Origin of the sequence: Mycobacterium paraffinicum (assembly GCF_001907675.1) — a bacterium.
GTDB classification, from domain to species: Bacteria; Actinomycetota; Actinomycetes; order Mycobacteriales; family Mycobacteriaceae; genus Mycobacterium; species Mycobacterium paraffinicum_A.
This window is the reverse complement of sequence record NZ_MPNT01000007.1, coordinates 121,554-139,910: the sequence shown is the minus strand read 5'-3', so window position 1 is coordinate 139,910 and position 18,357 is coordinate 121,554. Positions and strand designations below refer to the sequence as shown.

Annotated in this window: 17 protein-coding genes; 5 read left to right on the top strand and 12 right to left on the bottom strand. The window is 69.1% G+C overall.

Annotation, left to right across the window (positions count from 1 at the left end; genetic code table 11):
* The first annotated feature begins 65 nt into the window (after positions 1 to 65).
* A complete protein-coding gene (locus tag BRW65_RS10350) occupies positions 66 to 692 on the top strand; it encodes a GNAT family N-acetyltransferase (protein WP_073874204.1) in 627 nt (208 codons plus the stop codon).
* Here BRW65_RS10350 and mbtN read toward each other — a convergent pair.
* The 7 genes from mbtN to BRW65_RS10315 form a co-directional block, all read right to left on the bottom strand.
* Positions 659 to 1,801: a mycobactin biosynthesis acyl-ACP dehydrogenase MbtN gene (gene mbtN / locus BRW65_RS10345; protein ID WP_432206415.1), complete on the bottom strand. Its 1,143-nt coding sequence runs from the start codon at positions 1,799 to 1,801 to the stop codon at positions 659 to 661. The genes BRW65_RS10350 and mbtN overlap by 34 nt on opposite strands.
* Positions 1,802 to 1,844: 43 nt before the next feature.
* The gene (mbtM, locus tag BRW65_RS10340; RefSeq protein WP_073874200.1) at positions 1,845 to 3,401 is read right to left on the bottom strand and encodes a long-chain-fatty acid--ACP ligase MbtM; all 1,557 of its coding nucleotides are present in this window, start codon (positions 3,399 to 3,401) and stop codon (positions 1,845 to 1,847) included.
* Positions 3,394 to 3,645 carry an acyl carrier protein gene (locus BRW65_RS10335; protein WP_073874198.1) on the bottom strand — a complete coding sequence of 84 codons (252 nt, stop codon included), beginning with the start codon at positions 3,643 to 3,645 and terminating at the stop codon, positions 3,394 to 3,396. Before BRW65_RS10335 ends, mbtM begins: the two co-directional genes overlap by 8 nt.
* Before the next feature lie 54 nt (positions 3,646 to 3,699).
* Positions 3,700 to 5,136: a GuaB1 family IMP dehydrogenase-related protein gene (locus tag BRW65_RS10330; protein ID WP_073874196.1), complete on the bottom strand. Its 1,437-nt coding sequence runs from the start codon at positions 5,134 to 5,136 to the stop codon at positions 3,700 to 3,702.
* A 42-nt stretch (positions 5,137 to 5,178) separates the two neighbouring features.
* A complete protein-coding gene (gene gndA, locus BRW65_RS10325) occupies positions 5,179 to 6,636 on the bottom strand; it encodes an NADP-dependent phosphogluconate dehydrogenase (protein WP_073874194.1) in 1,458 nt (485 codons plus the stop codon).
* Between the two features lie 99 nt (positions 6,637 to 6,735).
* Complete coding sequence (locus BRW65_RS10320) at positions 6,736 to 7,686, bottom strand: M56 family metallopeptidase (RefSeq protein ID WP_073874192.1); 951 nt, start codon at positions 7,684 to 7,686, stop codon at positions 6,736 to 6,738.
* 14 nt (positions 7,687 to 7,700) lie between these two features.
* The gene (locus tag BRW65_RS10315) at positions 7,701 to 8,120 is read right to left on the bottom strand and encodes a BlaI/MecI/CopY family transcriptional regulator (RefSeq protein ID WP_073874190.1); all 420 of its coding nucleotides are present in this window, start codon (positions 8,118 to 8,120) and stop codon (positions 7,701 to 7,703) included.
* Positions 8,121 to 8,373: 253 nt separating this feature from the next.
* Here BRW65_RS10315 and BRW65_RS10310 point away from each other — a divergent pair, with 253 nt between their 5' ends.
* Positions 8,374 to 8,772, top strand: coding sequence for a PaaI family thioesterase (locus tag BRW65_RS10310; protein WP_073874188.1), 399 nt, complete (start codon positions 8,374 to 8,376; stop codon positions 8,770 to 8,772).
* Between the two features lie 86 nt (positions 8,773 to 8,858).
* On the opposite strand, the gene BRW65_RS10305 is transcribed toward BRW65_RS10310, so the two are convergent.
* The 4 genes from BRW65_RS10305 to BRW65_RS10290 form a co-directional block, all read right to left on the bottom strand.
* Entirely contained in the window at positions 8,859 to 10,247 is a 1,389-nt protein-coding gene (locus BRW65_RS10305) for an NAD(P)/FAD-dependent oxidoreductase (RefSeq protein WP_073874186.1), read from the bottom strand.
* A gap of 207 nt (positions 10,248 to 10,454) precedes the next feature.
* On the bottom strand, positions 10,455 to 10,826 hold the full coding sequence (locus tag BRW65_RS10300) for a DUF4189 domain-containing protein (RefSeq protein WP_073874184.1): 372 nt from the start codon (positions 10,824 to 10,826) through the stop codon (positions 10,455 to 10,457).
* 110 nt (positions 10,827 to 10,936) lie between these two features.
* Positions 10,937 to 11,854 (bottom strand): LLM class F420-dependent oxidoreductase, encoded by a 918-nt coding sequence (locus BRW65_RS10295; RefSeq protein WP_073874182.1) that lies wholly within the window; start codon positions 11,852 to 11,854, stop codon positions 10,937 to 10,939.
* A gap of 59 nt (positions 11,855 to 11,913) precedes the next feature.
* Complete coding sequence (locus BRW65_RS10290; RefSeq protein ID WP_073874180.1) at positions 11,914 to 12,591, bottom strand: SDR family oxidoreductase; 678 nt, start codon at positions 12,589 to 12,591, stop codon at positions 11,914 to 11,916.
* A gap of 234 nt (positions 12,592 to 12,825) precedes the next feature.
* On the opposite strand from BRW65_RS10290, the gene modA reads away from it, so the two are divergent.
* Entirely contained in the window at positions 12,826 to 13,596 is a 771-nt protein-coding gene (modA, locus tag BRW65_RS10285; protein WP_073874178.1) for a molybdate ABC transporter substrate-binding protein, read from the top strand.
* Here the strand turns inward: modA and BRW65_RS10280 are convergent, their stop codons facing one another.
* Positions 13,597 to 16,254: an ATP-binding protein gene (locus BRW65_RS10280; protein WP_244168056.1), complete on the bottom strand. Its 2,658-nt coding sequence runs from the start codon at positions 16,252 to 16,254 to the stop codon at positions 13,597 to 13,599.
* Positions 16,255 to 16,381: 127 nt separating this feature from the next.
* On the opposite strand from BRW65_RS10280, the gene BRW65_RS10275 reads away from it, so the two are divergent.
* Together BRW65_RS10275 and BRW65_RS10270 are read left to right on the top strand one after the other, a co-directional pair.
* Positions 16,382 to 17,179, top strand: a complete 798-nt coding sequence (locus tag BRW65_RS10275) for an ABC transporter permease (protein ID WP_208611788.1) — start codon at positions 16,382 to 16,384, stop codon at positions 17,177 to 17,179.
* Between the two features lie 8 nt (positions 17,180 to 17,187).
* Complete coding sequence (locus tag BRW65_RS10270) at positions 17,188 to 18,285, top strand: sulfate/molybdate ABC transporter ATP-binding protein (protein ID WP_073874172.1); 1,098 nt, start codon at positions 17,188 to 17,190, stop codon at positions 18,283 to 18,285.
* The last annotated feature ends 72 nt before the right edge of the window (positions 18,286 to 18,357 follow it).

Here is an 18,357-nt window from a genome sequence, read left to right as displayed (position 1 = left end):
ACGACGGCCGCCCCGACCCGGCCCGAGTATGGGTTGCCTAACCTTACTCGATAGGGTGGCGCACTATGGAGTCCGAGGCCCCACCCGAAACCGAACCGGCCCAAGTGCTTCCGCGCGAGCGCTTCGACATCTCCGACGAGGTGGCCCGCACAGGGCGGCCGCCGACCCCCGCGCTCGACCCGCCCTTCGCCCTGCGCGTCGCGCGGCGCCAGGACGCGGGCATGGTGGCGGAGTGGATGAACCGCCCGCACCTGGCGGCGGCCTGGGAATACGACTGGCCGGCCCCGCGGTGGGAACGGCACCTCGGTGCGCAGCTGGACGGAACGTATTCGCTGCCGCTGCTCGGCAGCGTCCGTGGCAAGGATTGCGCCTACCTCGAACTATATTGGGGGGCAAAGGATCTCATATCGCATTACTACGATGCGGAGCCGTATGACCTGGGCCTGCACGCCGCCATCGCCGACCCGGCCCTGGTGAACCGGGGGTTGGGTCCGATGCTGTTGCCGCGGATCGTCGGCAGCGCCTTCGCGGCGGAGCCGCGCTGCCGGCGCATCATGTTCGACCCCGATCACCGCAACACCACGGCACGGCGTCTGTGCGAGTACGTGGGGTGCGCGTTCCTTGGCGAGCACGACACGGGGAACCGGCGCATGTCGCTTTACGCTTTGGGACGCCCGACCACCGACGCGTAGCCCTCGTGGTCGGGCGCCATTCCCGCGGCGACCAGTTCCCACAGCACCTCGTCGGTGCCGCCGCCGACGCGAGCGAGCTTCATGTCCCGCCACCATTGGCCCAGCGGTGTCTCGTCGACGAGATACCCTGCGCCGCCGAAGATGTGCATGCACTCGGAGATCACTTCCTCGCCCAGCCGCGCTGCCGTCACCTTGACGCCCGCCGCCGCGCGCAGGTCCAATCGCCCCTGGGCCGCGAGTCCGTGCAGCCCATGCCGCAGCAGGTCGACCCGCGTCTGCAGGTCCGCCATCCGCAGGCGCAGCGCCTGGTGCTCGAACAGCGTGCGGCCGAATTGACGTCGAGTCGTCATGCGCGCCAGGGTGATTCCGATCGCCCGCTGGCATGACGCGGCGATCTGCCCGGCGATCGACATCCGTTCGTGCGCCAGGCCCCAGCTGATGGCCGCCAGCCCGGTGCCGGCCCGGGCGACGAGCGCGTCGGCCGGCACCCAGGTGTCGATGTGAACGGCCGCGGTGTCCAGCGGGCCGGCACCGACCTTGCCATAAGGCCGCTGCACGCTGACCTGGGAGGTCGGCACCGCGATGACGGCGACGCTGCCGTGTGTGCTGGTGGGGTCGTGGTCGACGCTGCGCGCCACCACCATGACATGGTCGGCGATCGGAGATAGCGACACGAATTTCTTGATTCCGCGGACAGCGAAACCGCCCGTCCGGGAGGCGATCTCGGTCTCGACGATTTGCAGGTCGGATCCGCCGGACTCCTCCGATGCCCCGATGCACAGCACCGCTTCCCCCCGAACCGCGCGATCGCAGACGTCGCGCAGGTAATCCGACTTGCCGAAGCGGCGCAAGATGGCGATCGCCGAGTCATGCAGGCTCACGCCCACGCCGATGCCCGCCGAAGACAGCCGGCCGAGCGCGAAAGCGAGTTCGACCAGCTTGCCGACATCGGGAAGCTGGCCCGTCGACCACTTGTCGCTGAAAACCCCGTGGGCCCCCAGGTGTTCGATGAGTTCGCGCGGAAAGCGTTGCTGGGCTTCGGCTTCGGCCGTCCACGCTACGACCCGCTTGTCGAAGGCGCGCGCGAGCAGGGCGCGGTAGGCGGCCAGCCCGGTGCCGGTGGGCGCGATGGCATCCGGAGTTACAGTCACCTCAGTCCACCGCCTCGAATGCGCGCCGCACTTCGAGGCGACGCAACTTGCCGGACGACGTCCGGGGCAGCGAGCCCGGCGCCATGAACAACACGTCCGCCGGGACGACCCCGCACACGGAGGCGACGCGCTCGATCACCTCGGCGCGGGCACCCCCTTGATCCGGCCCGCGGAACTCCGCGGCGACAACCAGGCCAGGGCGCGCAGAGCGCTCGCCGATGCCGAGGGCCACCACGGCGCCCTCGCGCACGCCGCGGACCTGCGCCGCGACCGACTCGATCTCGGTTGGGAAGATGTTGCGACCCGCGATCGAGATGATCTCCTTGGCCCGGCCGCACACCACGAGGCCGCCGGCGCCGAAGAACCCGAGATCGCCGGTGGGGAACCAGTCGTCGGGTCCGACCGCGTCGTGGCCGAGGTAGGCGTCCATCATCGACGCCCCACGGATCTCGATCTCGCCGATCTCACCCGGCACGCCCCGGACGGGGGAGATCCGGATTTCGGTACCGGGAACCGGGTCGCCGAGGACCGCATGCCGGGACGACCCGGTTTCGTCGGTGACCTTCTCGACGCGCAGCCCGGTGCCCGGAGCCGGCACCGCCACCGCGCATGTGGATTCGGCGAGCCCGTAGGACGGCGCGGCGGCGCCGGCGTCGAAACCGAAGGGAGCCATTGCGTCGATGAATCTCTCGAAACCGTCGCAGTCGACCGGCTCCCCGCCGTTGATGGCCACGCGCAGTTCGCCGAGGTCGACGTCAGACACCCGCCGCGCGTACTTACCAAGGACGTTGTAGGCGAAGTTGGGCGCTGCGGTGACCGTCGCGCGGCTCTCTGACAGCCAGCCCAGCCAGCGAAACGGCGACGCGGAGAATGCCGCGGTGGGCGCCAGCCAGATCGACATCTGGGTCAACGCTCCCGTGAGCAGGAAGGCCAGCCCCATGTCGTGGTAGAGCGGCAGCCACGAGCACCCGGTGTCCGAGCCGCCCAGGGCCAGGCGCTCGCCCAGCGCGCGCAGGTTGGCCAGCGCCGCGCCGGGCGAGAGAACGGCGGTTTTGGGCACCCCGGTAGACCCCGCGGTTCCCTGCAGGATTGCGGCACCACGGCTTTTGGCGGGCGCGCCGGAAAGCGAGCGAGCCGGGTCAGCCGCGACGGTCAGGTCCTCGACGTCGACGCCGGCCGCGTCGATCGATTGCAGCGCACCGAGCTGCGCCCCGTTGCCCAGGACGGTCGTCGCCCCGACGCCGCGAAACCGCATCAGCGTCGCCTCGGCCCATTGGCGACCATCGGCGCCACGCACCGGCCCGGGCAGGATCGACACGGCGGCACCGGCCAGCCATGCGCCCTGGATCGCGGCGACGAGTTCGAGCGTCGGCTCCCCGACCAAACCCAGGACGTCCGGCCGACCGTGGTCGAGCAACCAGGCCGCGACGCTCTCGGCTCGGCCGTGCACCTCCGGCCAGGGGTGGTGCCGCCACCGCGCGGTCTCGCGATCGAGGACGACCAGCTCGCTGGTGGCGGTCCGCATCGAGTGCGTGAGCGCCGCGGCGAGCTCACTCATCGGTGGATTTCGCGGCGATCGCGGCCTGCAGCTCCCCGACCGTCTCGCACGTCAACAGTTCCTCTTCAGACAGGGAGACACCGAGCCGTTCTTCGATCGCCACCATCCCGACGGCGAACGCGACGGAATCCATTCCGACGTCGTCGACCAGCCGGGCGTCAGGGGTCACGCGGGTCACGTCGACGTTGAGGTCGTCGCGCAGGATGCTCAGCACGGCCTGGCTCACAGCGGGGAAGGAAGTCATGCCGGAGAGGCTAACATCGACACTTAGGCTAGGCTAGCCTTACTTAATCCAACGTCACCAACCCAGCGGCAGCGGATGCCCTTCGGCGAAGCCCGCGGTCGACTGCACCCCCACGACGGCCCGCTCGTACAGGTCCGTCAGGTTGGCGGCGCCGACATACGTGCAGGTGCTGCGCACGCCCGAGGTGATGTGGTCGATCAAATCCTCGACGCCGCCGCGGTCGGGGTCCAGGCCCATGCGCGACGTCGAAATGCCTTCCTCGAAGAGCGCTTTGCGCGCGCGGTCGAATGCGGTGTCGGCGGCGCTGCGGGCGACCACCGCCCGCTTGGACGCCATGCCGTAGCTCTCCTTGTAGGGTTGGTCCTCGCGATCGCGCATCAGGTCCCCGGGCGATTCGTAGGTGCCGGCGAACCACGATCCGATCATCACGTTGGACGCACCGGCCACCAGCGCCAGCGCGACGTCCCGCGGATGGCGGACCCCGCCGTCGGCCCACACATGCCCACCCAATTGCCTTGCCGCCGAGGCGCATTCGACGACGGCCGAGAACTGCGGGCGCCCCACCGCGGTCATCATCCGGGTGGTGCACATCGCCCCGGGCCCGACGCCGACCTTGACGATGTTCGCCCCGGCACCCAGCAGATCGCGGGTGCCCTCCGCGGAGACGACGTTGCCCGCCACCAGCGGCACACCGAGTTCGAGCGAGGACACCGTCCGAATCACCTCGAGCGTCTTGACCTGATGCCCGTGTGCGGTGTCGATCACGAGCACGTCGACACCCGCCTCGACCAGCGAGCGCGCCTTGGCGCCCACGTCGCCGTTGATGCCGACGGCCGCGCCCACCCGCAGCCGCCCGTCGCCGTCGACCGCCGGGGTGTACAGGCCGGTCCGGACGGCCCCGGTTCGGGTGAGCACGCCGGCCAGCGTGCCGTCGGCGTTCGTCACGACGGCGACGCCGATCGGGGCGTGCTCGAGCAGGTCGAAGATCTTGCGCGGCTCGGTCCCGACGGGGGCGGTGACGAAGTCGGTGATCGCGACGTCCCGCACCCTGGCGAAGCGGTCCACACCCAGGCAGCAGGATTCGCTCACCAGCCCCATCGGCCGGCCCTCGAAGACGACGACGGCGACCCCGTGCGCGCGCTTGTGGATCAGCGCCATCGCATCGGACACCGAATCGTCGGGCCCCAGCACGACCGGGGTGTCGAGGACCAGATCGCGGCTCTTGACGAAGTCCAGCGTCTGCTGCACCGCGGTGATCGGAATGTCCTGCGGCAGGATGACCAGGCCGCCCCGCCGGGCGACCGTCTCGGCCATCCGCCGCCCGGCCACCGCCGTCATGTTGGCGACCACCACCGGGATGGTGGTGCCCGAGCCGTCCTGGGTGGACAGGTCCACATCGAAGCGCGACGCGACCTCCGAGCGGTTCGGCATGACGAAGACGTCGTTGTAGGTCAGGTCGTAGCCGGGCCCATGCCCATCCAGGAATCTCATCGCGGTCGCCGTGCCCCCTCGTGTCCTATCAGTAGTACCCGGCTAGGCGGGAACTTCGCTGCGATCTCCGCTCCACAGGGTGTGAAAGCGCTTGTCCGGGTCCGCGTCGATGCGGCCGTAGGTGTGGGCGCCGAAGAAGTCGCGCAGGCCCTGGGTCAGCGCCGCGGGCAGCCGCTCGGCGCGCAGGGCGTCGTAGTAGGACAGCGCCGACGAGAAGCCGGGAATCGGGATGCCCAGCTGCGTGGCGGTCACCACGACGCGGCGCCAGCCGTCGATCGCGGCCTCGATCGCGCTGCGGAAGTAGGGCGCGACGATCAACGTCGGCAGGTCGGCGTCCTCGTCGAACGCGTCTTTGATGCGGTTGAGGAACTTGGCCCGGATAATGCAGCCGCCGCGCCAGATGGTGGCCAGATCGCCCGGCGTGATGCCCCAGTCGTATTCGGCGCTGCCGGCCTGGATCTGGTTGAACCCCTGGGCGTACGCGATGATCTTCGACGCGTACAGCGCCTGACGCACGTCCTCGACGAACTGCTGCGCGTCGGCCGGTTTGGCGCCCAGCTCGCCCGACGCCAGTCCCGTGGTGGCCTTGCGCTGGGTCACCGAGCCCGAGAGTGCGCGGGCGAACACGGCCTCGGCGATGCCGGTGACCGGGACGCCGAGGTCCAGCGCCGACTTCACCGTCCAGCGTCCGGTGCCCTTCTGCTCGGCCTCGTCGAGGATGACGTCGACGAGCGGCTTACCGGTCTTGGCGTCGGTCTGACGCAGCACCTCGGCCGTGATCTCGATGAGGAAGCTGTCCAGGTCGCCCTTGTTCCATTCGGCGAACACGTCCGCGATCTCGGGAGCGGTCTTGCCCAGGCCGTCGCGCAGCAGCTGGTACGCCTCGCCGATCAGCTGCATGTCGGAGTACTCGATGCCGTTGTGCACCATCTTGACGAAATGGCCCGCGCCGTCCGGGCCGATGTGGGTGCAGCACGGGACGCCGTCGACGTGTGCGGAGATCTCCTCGAGCAGCGGACCCAGGGAGGTGTAGGACTCGGCGGGGCCGCCCGGCATGATCGACGGGCCGTTGAGCGCGCCCTCCTCGCCGCCGGAGATCCCGGCGCCGACGAAGTGCAGGCCCCGTTCGCGCATCGCCTTCTCGCGACGAATGGTGTCCGTGTAGAGGGCGTTGCCGCCGTCGATGATGATGTCGCCTTCTTCCATGGCGTCGGCGAGCTCGTTGATGACGGCGTCGGTGGGGTCGCCGGCCTTGACCATGATGAGCACCCGCCGCGGCTTCTCCAAGGCGTCGAGAAACTCCGCGATGGTCTCCGACCGCACGAACTTGCCCTCGTCACCGTGCTCTTTGAGCAGCGCGTCGGTCTTGGCGATCGACCGGTTGTGCAGCGCCACCGTGTAGCCGTGCCGGGCGAAATTGCGAGCGATGTTCGAGCCCATCACCGCAAGTCCGGTGACGCCGATCTGCGCGGTAGCGGTCTTTGATTCCGACGAACCCATGTCTTCGCCTCTCGAGTCGGAGAACTGTGCCCAAAAGCTTTCCGTCACACTGTGGCACAGGGGACAGGTGTCCGCCCGGGGTGATGGCTCCCCGGCGCTTCAGAGGTTGAACAGGCGCCGCAGCTCCGTGAGCCACGGAACGGCCAGCGCGACGGTGGGTACGACGAACACGGCGACCGCGGCCAGGTATGCGGCCGCGGCCAGCGCCAGGCTGTTGCCGCCCCCACCCAGCCGGCGGACGCGGACCACGGTGCTGGGACCACCGGCGGCCAATGCGCCCGACGGCGCGCGCCCGGATGCGCACGCGACCAGCGCGCGAGCCAGGGGAGCGCGACCCGCGGCGCGCACGGCGGCATCGTCGGCGAGCAGCTCGACGAGCAGCTGCACCGCGCCGAGCGCGTTCGCGCTGCGCACCAGGCGCGGGAACGCGGCGTGCACCGCGGTGAAGGCCTCCAGGACGAGGTCGTGCCGGGCCCGCAGGTGGGCCCGCTCGTGGGTGAGGATGGCCGCGACCTCGGCGTCGGCGAGCGTGCTCAGCGCGCCCTCGCTGACGACCACCCGGCTGCGGACCCCCGGCAGGCAATAGGCGAGCGGCTGCGGCACGTCCAACACGCGAAGATCGCGCGTGTGGGCGCAAGGCTGGGGAAGCTCCCCGCCGTGGCCGAGACCGACCAGATCGACGACCATGCGGTGGTGGGCGCGCCGGCGCCGGTTGGCGATCGCCACCCGAACGACGGCCACCGTCAACCGGGCGCCGACCAGCATGGTCAGCGCGAAGGCGCCGAGGTAGGCGGCCCACAGCGGCCAGCCGAGGCGGCCGGCGGCGCCAAGGACGCTGGCGGTGGGCCGCCCGTCGGGACCGGGCATGAGCAGCCGAGTGGCGATCGCAATCCCGGCGCTGAACGCCGAGAGGACGGCGGCCAGCGCGATGGCCTGCCACAACACCATCGCGGCGCGGGGGGCGCGCAGCGGCCAGCTCGCGCGTGCCAACAGAGCCGGCACCGGACCGACCAGCAGCACCGCGAGGATGGTGAAGGCCAGCGCGGACACGCTGTCAGTCTCCCTCAGTCCTCCGGCAACGCGCCAGCGGATGGCGCGTTATTGCGTTGATTGGCTTCAAGTTCGGCGAGCGCCCGCCGAAGCGCATCCGCCTCGTCGGCACCGACCCGCTCCACGAAGTGGACGAGCGCGGCCTGCCTGCCGCCCGAATCCTCGGCCTGGGCCAGCGCGTCGACCATGAGCCCGGCGACCAGTTCGTCGCGGCCATGCACGGGAGCGTACCGGTGGGCACGGTCGTCGCGAATCTGCGAGACCAGGTTCTTCTTGGCCAGTCGTTGCAGGACGGTCATGATCGTCGTGTAGGCGAGGTCGCGCCGCGCGGACAACGCCTCGTGGACCTGGCGGACCGTTTGAGGTTCTGGTGTGGACCACAAGTGGTCCATCACGGCGCGTTCCAGATCCCCCAGCCGGGTCAGCTTCGCCATAGTGCGTTCTCTCCTGACGTCGACACCATCGTACTCCGATTACTACGGACGGTCGTACCGAAGTTTCTCGCCCCGCCCCGGATAGGCGCTTGCGAAATTAGGGCAGCCTTGCCTATGCTAACCCAGTCGAGCGAACAACGACCGCGGCAGAGTCCTGAGGGCTGCAGTGACCCCCGGTCTACTCGATCGGCGAGCCCCGTGCCCCTGTGGCACGGGGCTCAGCCGTTTCCGGGCGATGGTGTAAACACAACACGTGCCACAGCCTCCCGAGCCGCCGGATTTCATCGCGCCCTTCGATCAGGAGATCGGGCTGCAATTCACCGAACTCAGCCCCGACGGCGCCCGCGCCCAGCTCGAGGTCACTCCCAAACTGTTGCAGCCGATGGGCCTCGTGCACGGCGGGGTCTACTGCTCGATCATCGAGAGCATGGCCAGCGTGGCCGCCTACACCTGGCTTGCCAGTCGCGGCGGCGGGAACGTCGTGGGCGTCAACAACAACACCGATTTTCTGCGTTCCATCGGAGCGGGCATGGTGTACGGCACCGCCGAACCGATCCACCGCGGACGGCGCCAACAGCTGTGGCTGGTCACCATCACCGACGACGACGATAGGGTGGTCGCCCGCGGCCAGGTGCGCCTGCAGAACCTCTAGACCCACCCCGACGGCGTATTGCGGCAATTGGCAACGACTTTCGCGGGCGCCGTGATCGCCGTTCGGGCCGTGTTCCGGCTAGCCGGTTAGCTCGCTCGCTTGGCGGCCGCCGGCCCCTTGGCTTCGGCGGCGAGCACCGCCAGCTGTTCCAGGCGGGTGCGGGCGAAGGCCTGCTGCTCGGTGATCGTCAGCTGGCCGCGGCGGGTGCTCAGGAAGGTCACCGTCCACGACAGCAGCGTGCTGACCTTGGTCTTGAACCCGACCAGGTAGACCAGGTGCAGCACCAGCCACATCAGCCAGGCGATGAAGCCGCTGAATTCCAGCGGGCCCACCTTTGCCACCGCGGAGAACCGCGAAACCGTGGCCATGGAGCCCTTGTCGAAATACTGGAACGGCTCGCGCTCGGCCGGATCGGCGCCGCCGAGTTCGGCCTTGATCGTGCCGGCGACGTACTTGGCGCCCTGAATCGCGCCCTGCGCCACCCCCGGAACGCCCTCGACGGCGGCCATGTCGCCGATCACGAACACGTTCGGGTGGCCGGGGACCGAGAGGTCGGGCAGCACCTTGACGCGGCCGGCCCGGTCCAGTTCCACCGACGATTGTTCGGCGAGGTCCCGGCCCAGCCCGCTGGCCTGCACGCCCGCGGACCACACCTTGCAGGCGGATTCGATGCGGCGGATGGTGCCGTCGGAGTCCTTGACGGTGATGCCGTTGCGGTCGACGTCGGTGACCATCGCCCCCAGTTGGATCTCCACGCCCATCTTCTCCAGCCGGGCCCGCGCCCGCGCCCCCAGCTTGTCGCCGAACGGCGGCAACACCGCGGGCGCGGCGTCGAGCAGGATCACCCGCGCCTTGGTGGAGTCGATGCCACGGAACGAGCCCTTCAGCGTGTGAGCCGCCAATTCCGCGATCTGGCCGGCCATTTCGACGCCGGTGGGGCCGGCGCCGATGACGGTGAACGTCAGCAGCTTGGCCCGTCGTTCGGGATCGCGCGACCGCTCCGCCTGCTCGAACGCGCTCAGGATGCGACCACGCACCTCCAGTGCGTCGTCGATCGACTTCATGCCCGGCGCGAATTCGGCGAAGTGGTCGTTGCCGAAGTAGGACTGCCCCGCGCCGGCGGCGATAATCAAGCTGTCGTAAGGGGTTTCGTAGGTGTGGCCGAGCAGATCGGACACCACGAACTGCCCGTCCAGATCGACATGCGTCACGTCGCCGAGTAGCACCTGGACGTTGCGCTGCCTGCGCAGGACGACACGGGTGGGCGGTGCGATATCGCCCTCGGACACGATGCCCGTCGCCACCTGATACAGCAACGGCTGGAACAGGTGGTGGGTGGTGCGCGCGATCAGCTTGATGTCGACGTTGGCGTGCTTGAGTTTCTTTGCCGCGTTGAGCCCACCGAATCCCGAACCGATGATGACGACCCGGTGGCGCCGTTCGGTTCCAGCTGTGGTTTCTGGTGGGGGGCTCATGTTTCCGCTGCTCCTGACGGGGGCTTTTGGACACGCGACTGCAGTTAGCCACAACGCTAGTCAGGCGGATACCCGGAAACCTAGTTGGTCAGCGTGTGTTGTTTGCAACACTAACGGTTCGCGAGCCGAAAACCCTGGTGGACGGCGGTCACTGTGGCGCAGCTATCAGGTTGTCACCCGCAGGGGCGCCGTCGCCGGTAGGCGGGTCTAGCCCCCGCCCACGCAGTGGTCGTGGCCCGCCTGGATCGTTCCGCCGGGGGCGCGTGAGAGCGCCTGCGCCTCCGCCTCTTCGGGCGTCGGCCCCCAGCCCCCGAAGTATTTAGTCTTCGACGCGTTCATCACCAGCGCCACGCACCCACCCTGCCCACTGGCCAGCAGGCGGCAGTCGCTGATCGTCTTGCGGCACGTCTCCATGACCGCCTTTTCGGCTGCACCCACGTTCGAGGCGCCGTCGGCTATGTCGATGTGGCCGGTGGAGTCCGATATCGCCATCGCGATCGCGTCGCCGCCGGCCTGCGCGACCGGGGGTGCGACAAACGCCACGCCGGCCGCGACGACCGCCAGGACTAGTTTGTTCATGGCCGTTCCGCCCCTTTCCTTCCGCGATGCGCCCGGGTGGCGCAGGTAAACGCTGCTACCCGGAAGTATTACCGCCGCGCCGCCAATCCGCGACCGCACGGGCCTCGCGGTTACCGGCCGACGACCGGGCGCAGCGCTTCGCCGACGGCGCTGATCACGCCCGGGGTGTAGAACGGCAGGTTGATGATCACGCCGTCGATCCCGGCGTCCACCACCTTGCTCTTGATCTGGTCGGCGACCGACTCGGGGCTGCCGACCACCATGCGCTGGGTCATCTCGGCTGGAATCTGGTCGGGTTTGGTGTTCTCGTCGACCAGCACCGTGGTCAGCGTGCTGGTTTCCAGCGTCGCCGGGTCGCGGCCGATCTCCTCACAGCGCCGCCGCACGACGTCCAATTTGCCGGCCAATTCGTCGAACCCGGCGATGACGTTGAGGTGATCGAAATGCCGCGCGGCGAGGGGGATCGTCTTCTTCTCACCGCTACCACCGATCATCAGCGGAATGTGGTCGCGGAAGCGGGGATTCGCCACCGCCTCGCGCACGTGGTACCAGTTGCCGGAGAAGGTCGGCCGCTCGCCCTTGAGCATCGGCAGGATGATCTGCAGCGCCTCCTCGAGCCGGTTGAACCGGTCGGTGAAAGTGCCGAATTCGAAACCCAATTGGTCATGCTCGAGTTCGAACCAGCCGGTTCCGATGCCCAGGATGGCGCGGCCCTGGCTCACCACGTCGAGGGTGGTGATGGTCTTCGCCAGCAGCGCGGGATTGCGGTAGGTGTTGCCGGTCACCAAGGTGCCCAACTGGACTCGCTCGGTAGCGGTGGCCAGCGCGCCCAGGGCGGTGTAGGCCTCCAGCATCGGCTGATCGGGGTCGCCGAGCATGGGCAGTTGGTAGAAGTGGTCCATCACGAACACCGAGTCGAAACCGGCGGATTCGGCCTCGCGGGCCTGGGCGATGACCGTGGGGAAGAGCTTGTCCACCCCGGTGCCGTAGGAGAAGTTGGGAATCTGCAGACCGAGTCGAATAGCCACGCGATCTACGGTAGTGCGGCTCCGCGCGCGAGGGTACGGCTCGGGCTCCGATTACGCCCTCAGCCGAATTGCGCGAGCGCGCCGTGGCTGACGTGCAGCGTCTGGCCGGTGATGTGGCGGGCCGCCGGGGTCGTCAGGAACAGAGCCAACCGGGCCACCTCGGCGGCCACCGACGGAGGCGTGCGGGAGAGGCCGTCGTAACCGGGCTGCGCGCTGCGCCCACTGGCCACGGCGTTGACCGTGATGCCGCGCGTGCCGAAGACGCTCGCCTGTCCGGCGACCCAATTCGACAGGGTGGCCTTGATCGCGGCGCCGACGCTTCCGGCGGGCGGGTTCTCGGGCACCACGCTGATGATGGAACCGCCCGAACGCAGGTGATCACCCACGGTCTGCACCGTCAGCACGGCGGAAAGCACCGTCGCGTCCAGGGCGTTGCGCCACGCGTTGGCCGTGTCGGCGATCGAGTACGTGCGCGGGTCGCCGGCCTCCCAGGCGGGCGCCGGGACGTTGACGATGGTGTCCAGATGGTGGGGGAACAGGGGACGGGCCTCGGTCAGGCTCGCGGGGTCGGTGGTGTCGCAGACGATCGCGTCGACGTCCAGCTCCTTGGCGGCGATCTCCAGGTCGCTGCGCCGCGCGCCCACGAGGGTCACCTTGTGACCGTCATCGCGGAAGCCTTCGGCCACTGTGCGCCCCAATTCGGTGTCCCCACCGGTGACCAATACTTCCACTGCCATGACCTCCTCGTGTTCAACGTTGAACCCAGATCCTGGCGGGGATCGCTCGAAACACCGGCCTGGGATCTCAGCGCGCTATGGCATCAATATGCGTACATGTTACTGGACAGTAGCTATTCGGCGAAATTGTTGGCGCCGCGACTCGCGGATCATTTGGGTAACTATTCGGCCGTCCCTCTTTTGCGCCGATTAACCCTCAAATCGGACCGCATCATCGGCGGGTTAGGGTGATCCATGCCTCGGATCGGGCTGCTGGCCGGTTTGGTGTCGACGATGCTGATGGCGACCCTGATCGGGTGCGGCTCGAAATCGGCCTCGCCGGCCTCGGCGTCCGGGAAGGTGGTGGTGTTCGCCGCCGCCTCGCTGAAGCCGGCATTCATCCAGATCGGTGCGCAGTTCAAGGCCCAGAACCCGGGCAGCAGCGTCGACTTCGAATTCGCGGGGTCGTCCGAGCTGGCCATCCAGCTGGCGCAGGGCGCCACCGCCGACGTCTTCGCGTCGGCGGACACGGCGCAGATGGACACGGTCGCCAATGCGGGGCTGCTGACCGGCAACCCGACGAACTTCGCCTCGAACACGTTGGTCATCGTCACGGCGCCGGGCAACCCGAAGAAGGTCGGGTCCTTCGCCGACCTCGCCAAGCCGGGGCTGAGCGTGGTGATCTGCCAGATGCCGGTGCCGTGCGGGTCGGCGGCGCAGCGCGTCGAGGACAGCACCGGCGTCCACCTGAACCCGGTGAGCGAGGAGCTGAGCGTGACGGACGTCCTCAACAAGGTCACCAGCGGCCAGGCCGACGCCGGACTCGTCTACGTCACCGACGCCCACAGCGCCGGGAACAAGGTGACGACGGTCGGCTTCCCGGAAGCCGCCGGCGCCGTCAACGTCTATCCGATCGCGGTGTTGAAGAACGCCGCGCAGGCGACGTTGGCGCAGACGTTCGTGGCCATGGTGACGGGTGCCACCGGTCAAGACATCCTGGCCCAGTCGGGCTTCGCCAAACCCTGATCAGCGGGGCTGTTCGAATTCCGTTCGGGCCCGGTCGATTTGGTCGTACGCGTAAGTCACCATCTCGGCGGTGGTCATTTTCTCGCCCTCGCGGGCGAGCGTTTCGTAGGTTTGGTCACCGAGAACCTTGCGAAGGTGGGCGATCATTGCGCCCAGTTCGGGCAAGGTGGTTGCTGCCATGGGACTGACCGCTGCCAAACCGGCGATGGTGGAAGCCGGTTCGTAGCGTCCGAGCCGGTCGAGGACCACGGCAAGGACACCCAGGGCGTTGAACAACATGCCGATGTTGCCCGACTCGTGGTTATTGCGGATGGCCACCGCGAGGTGGTCCACCGCCGCCCCCGGGTCCCCCTGCTCGGCCACTAGTCCGGCCGCCCAGTACGGGAATTGGGTCTCGAAGAACCGGTTGCCGCTGTCCCGCGCGACGAGCAGAGTACGGCGCAGCGCCGCGAGGGCCGTAGTCGGATCGGTGGCCCGGACGGCGTACCCGTACGCGAAAAGCGCGTAGGCAAGCACCCAGGGATTCCCGGTGGCTTCGGCGGCATCGATGAGGCCGACGCCGGTTGCCATCGCCTCGTCAGCCGCACCGCAGACGGCGAGAGCGAACACCAGGTTCGCCATGCCAAACGTGTTCGCGTCGCCGCTGCGCCTCACTTGGGCACGGCACAGCTCGAGATACCGTTCGGGCTGCCCGACGAACAGGTACGCACTGCCGAGAAACGGCTCACCGAAGTACGACACCTTGTCGGTGGCGGCCGCGATAACTGTCTGACCGACCTCGCTGTAGCGCACGGCCTCTTGGAACCGACCGACGAGAACGCACAGCGATGCGCTCACACATACGGCCGCGAGGCGCGGGTGGTCGACGGCGCGGAGGGCTCCTACCAGTTCCTCGGCCCAGGCGATGGGTTCGTAGTTCTCGAGGAACGGACCGAGTAATCCCGCATACGCGGCGATGGCGGCGCCCGCGTCCAGGTCGTCGTGGTCGGTGGCCCAGCGAAAGGCGGTGCGCAGGTTGGCCAACTCGACGGTGAGCCAGGCGTACGCCTCGCGCTGGCGCGGGCTGTCCCACAGGGCCATGATGCCGGCCTCACGCCCCGCGAAATGGCGGGCATGCGCGTCGCGTACCTCCTCCGCAGTGCCGGAGGCGACGAGTTGCTCCTCGGCGAATTGGCGGATCGTCTCGAGCATCGAAAACCGGGTGCGCCCCGAAGACCGGTCGGCGATCAGCAGCGACTTGCGCACCAGGGCGTCGAGCAGGTCCAGGATGACGTAGTCGTCATCGGAACCCATGACGGCGCAGGCACTTTCCAGGTCGAATCCGCCCGCGAACACCGAGCACCGGTCCAGCACCGTCTTTTCTGCATCGCCGAGAAGGTCGTAGGACCAGGCCACCGCGTGGCGCAGCGTGTGGTGGCGTTCCAGGCCGCGCCGCGAGCCGACCAGAAGTCTGAACCGGTGATCGATACGGTCACGGACCTCGCTGGCCGTCATCGACGCCATCCGCGAGGCCGCCAGCTCGATGGCCAAGGGAATGCCGTCGAGCCGTTGACAGATCTCGGTGACCGCGGCGGCTTCACCGCCGTCGGTCATCGTGAATCCCGCCGAGATGCTTTGTGCGCGTTCGGCGAACAGGGCCACCGCCGCGGAGTCGATTCCCGCCGCGGCATCCAGCGGGCGCACCGGCCAGACCTGCTCGTCGGGGATTCCGAGTCCTTCGCGGCTGGTTGCCAGGATTCGCACCGTCGTCGAGTGCGCCAGGATGGCTTCGATCAGGTCGGCGGCGGCGTCGAGAATGTGCTCGCAGTTGTCGAACACCAGGAGCCGGACCCGATCCTCCAATGCGGCGGCCACCGACGCGCCGACGGTCTTGCCCGGTTGCTGGGTGATGCCCAACACGGCCGCGACCGCGTCGGGCACCGCCGCCGGATCGGTGACCGCGGCCAACTCGAAAAGCCAAGCGCCGTCGGGGAATTCATCGGCCAACCGCGCGGCCACCTCTAACGCGAGGCGTGTCTTGCCGACCCCACCCACTCCGGTCAGCGTCACCAATCGACGCGCCTTGACCGCCGCCTCGATGTCGGCGATCGCGGCCTCGCGTCCGACCAAGCTGGTGCCCATCGGCCGCAGATTTCCGGGAGTGCTATCCAGCGCCCGCAGCGGCGGAAAGCTCGAGCGCAACCCGGGGGCTCGGACCTGAAACACGCCGACCGGCATGGGCACATCCCGCAACCGCCGCGGCCCCAGGTCGACCAGATCCACTCCGGTGAGCAGACCGGCCGTGGAGTCCGCGATCAACACCTGGCCGCCGTGGCCCGCGGCCATCACGCGTGCGGCGCGGTTGAGCACCGCGCCGAAGTAGTCGCCGTCGCGCAGCTCGGCCTCGCCGGTCGCCAGCCCCATCCGGACCGGCAACTCGAGCGCGCGCTGCGCGGCCACTGCGGCGTCCACCGCCGCGCGCGGCGAGGCGAACGCGGCGCACACACCGTCACCGGTGTGCTTGAACAACCAGCCCCCGTGCGCCTCGATCGCCTTGCGCAACGCGCCGTCGTGGGCGGCGAGGGCGACCCGCATCGCGTCCGCGTCGGCCTCCCACCGACGCGTCGAACCCTCGACGTCGGTGAACAGAAACGTCACGACACCCGAAGGCGCTGGCACCTCTGCAGAATCTCACAACGCACGCGCCTTGAACTGGCACATCCGGAAACCACGCGCTCTACCCGCTTGGCGATCGCGCAGCGCTAGGTTGAGGCGGTAAAGGTCTCCCGACCATAGGAGCGTCCGTATTAGCGAGCGTCGTGCGGATCTACCGCGGTGGGTGTACGTGCCCGCCGTCGTGGGGACCGGGTTCGTGGTGCTGCCGCTGCTGGCCATCGCGATCAAGGTCGACTGGCCGAATTTCTGGTCGCTGATCACCAGCCCCTCGTCGCGGACGGCCTTGCTGCTCAGCCTCAAGACCGCGGCGGCCAGCACCGCGCTCTGCGTGCTGCTGGGCGTCCCGATGGCCCTGGTGCTGGCCCGCAGCACCGCGCGACTGGTGCGGCTGCTGCGGCCGCTCATCCTGCTGCCGTTGGTGCTGCCGCCGGTCGTGGGCGGGATCGCGCTGCTGTATGCGTTCGGCCGGCTCGGGTTGCTCGGTCGGTATCTCGAGGCCGCCGGGGTCACCATCGCGTTCAGTACCACCGCCGTGGTGCTGGCGCAGACCTTCGTGTCGCTGCCGTTCCTGGTGATTTCCCTGGAGGGTGCCGCACGCACCGCCGGCGCCGACTTCGAGGTGGTGGCGGCGACCTTGGGAGCGCGTCCCAGCACCGTCTGGTGGCGAATCACCCTGCCGCTGCTGCTGCCGGGCCTGGCGTCGGGGGCGGTGCTGGCGTTCGCGCGCTCGCTGGGGGAGTTCGGTGCCACGCTGACGTTCGCCGGGTCCCGGCAGGGGGTCACCCGCACGTTGCCGCTGGAGATATACCTGCAGCGGGTCACCGACGCCGACGCGGCGGTCGCGCTGTCGATCCTGTTGGTCGCCGTGGCGGCGCTGGTGGTGCTGGGGCTCGGCGCCGGCCGGTTGACCGGAAACACGGCGAGATAGCCGAGGCCATGAGCGAGTTGCAGCTGCGCGCCGTCGTCGCGGATCGCCGCCTGGACGTGGAGTTCTCCGTGTCGGCGGGCGAAGTGCTCGCGGTCCTCGGGCCCAATGGCGCGGGCAAGTCGACCGCGCTGCATGTCATCGCCGGGCTGGTTCGCCCGGACCACGGGGTGGTGCGGTTGGGCGACCGGGTGCTGACCGACACCGCGGCCGGGGTGAACGTGGCCACGCATGACCGCCGCGTCGGCTTGCTGTTGCAGGACCCGTTGTTGTTCCCCCACATGAGCGTCGCCGCCAACGTGGCCTTCGGGCCGCGCAGCCGGGACGGATGGCTGCGCCCTCGACGGGCCGCGGGGAGGGCGGCGGCGCTGCGCTGGCTGCGCGAGGTGGACGCCGAGCGGTTCGCCGACCGCAAGGCGCGGCAGCTGTCCGGCGGGCAAGCCCAGCGCGTGGCGGTCGCTCGGGCGCTGGCCGCCGAGCCGGACGTGTTGCTGCTCGACGAGCCGCTGAACGGTCTCGACGTCGCGGCGGCCGCGGGCATTCGCGCGGTACTGCGACGCGTGGTTGCCCGCACCGGCTGCGCGGTCGTCCTGATAACGCACGACCTGCTGGACGTGTTCACGCTGGCCGACCGGGTGCTGGTGCTGGAGTCGGGCAGGATCGCCGAGATCGGCCCGGTTTCGGCGGTGCTGACGGCGCCGCGCAGTCACTTCGGAGCACGGATCGCGGGCATCAACCTGGTCAACGGGACAGCCGCCGCCGACGCCGCGCTGCACGCGCGTTCGGGCATGCGCTGGCACGCCGCCCCGGGGGGTGACGAGCTGGCCGCCGGGCGGAATGCGATCGCGGTCTTTCCGCCCACCGCGGTGGCGGTCTATCGGGAGCGACCGCACGGCAGCCCACGCAACACGGTCGAGGTGACGGTCGCGGAGCTCGACATCCGCGGGGCGGCGGTGTTGGTGCGCGGCGAGCAGCAACCCGACGGCGCGCCCGGCCTGGCCGCGGAGATCACGGTCGACGCGGCATCGGAGCTGCGGCTGGCGCCCGGCGAAAGGGTGTGGTTCTCGGTCAAAGCGCACGAGGTGGCGTTGTATCCGGCGGCGCACTGAGCCGTGGAATTGGGCGCCCGGTCGCACATCGGCAACATCGGCAAAACGACGATGCAATTGTCCGCAAGGTTC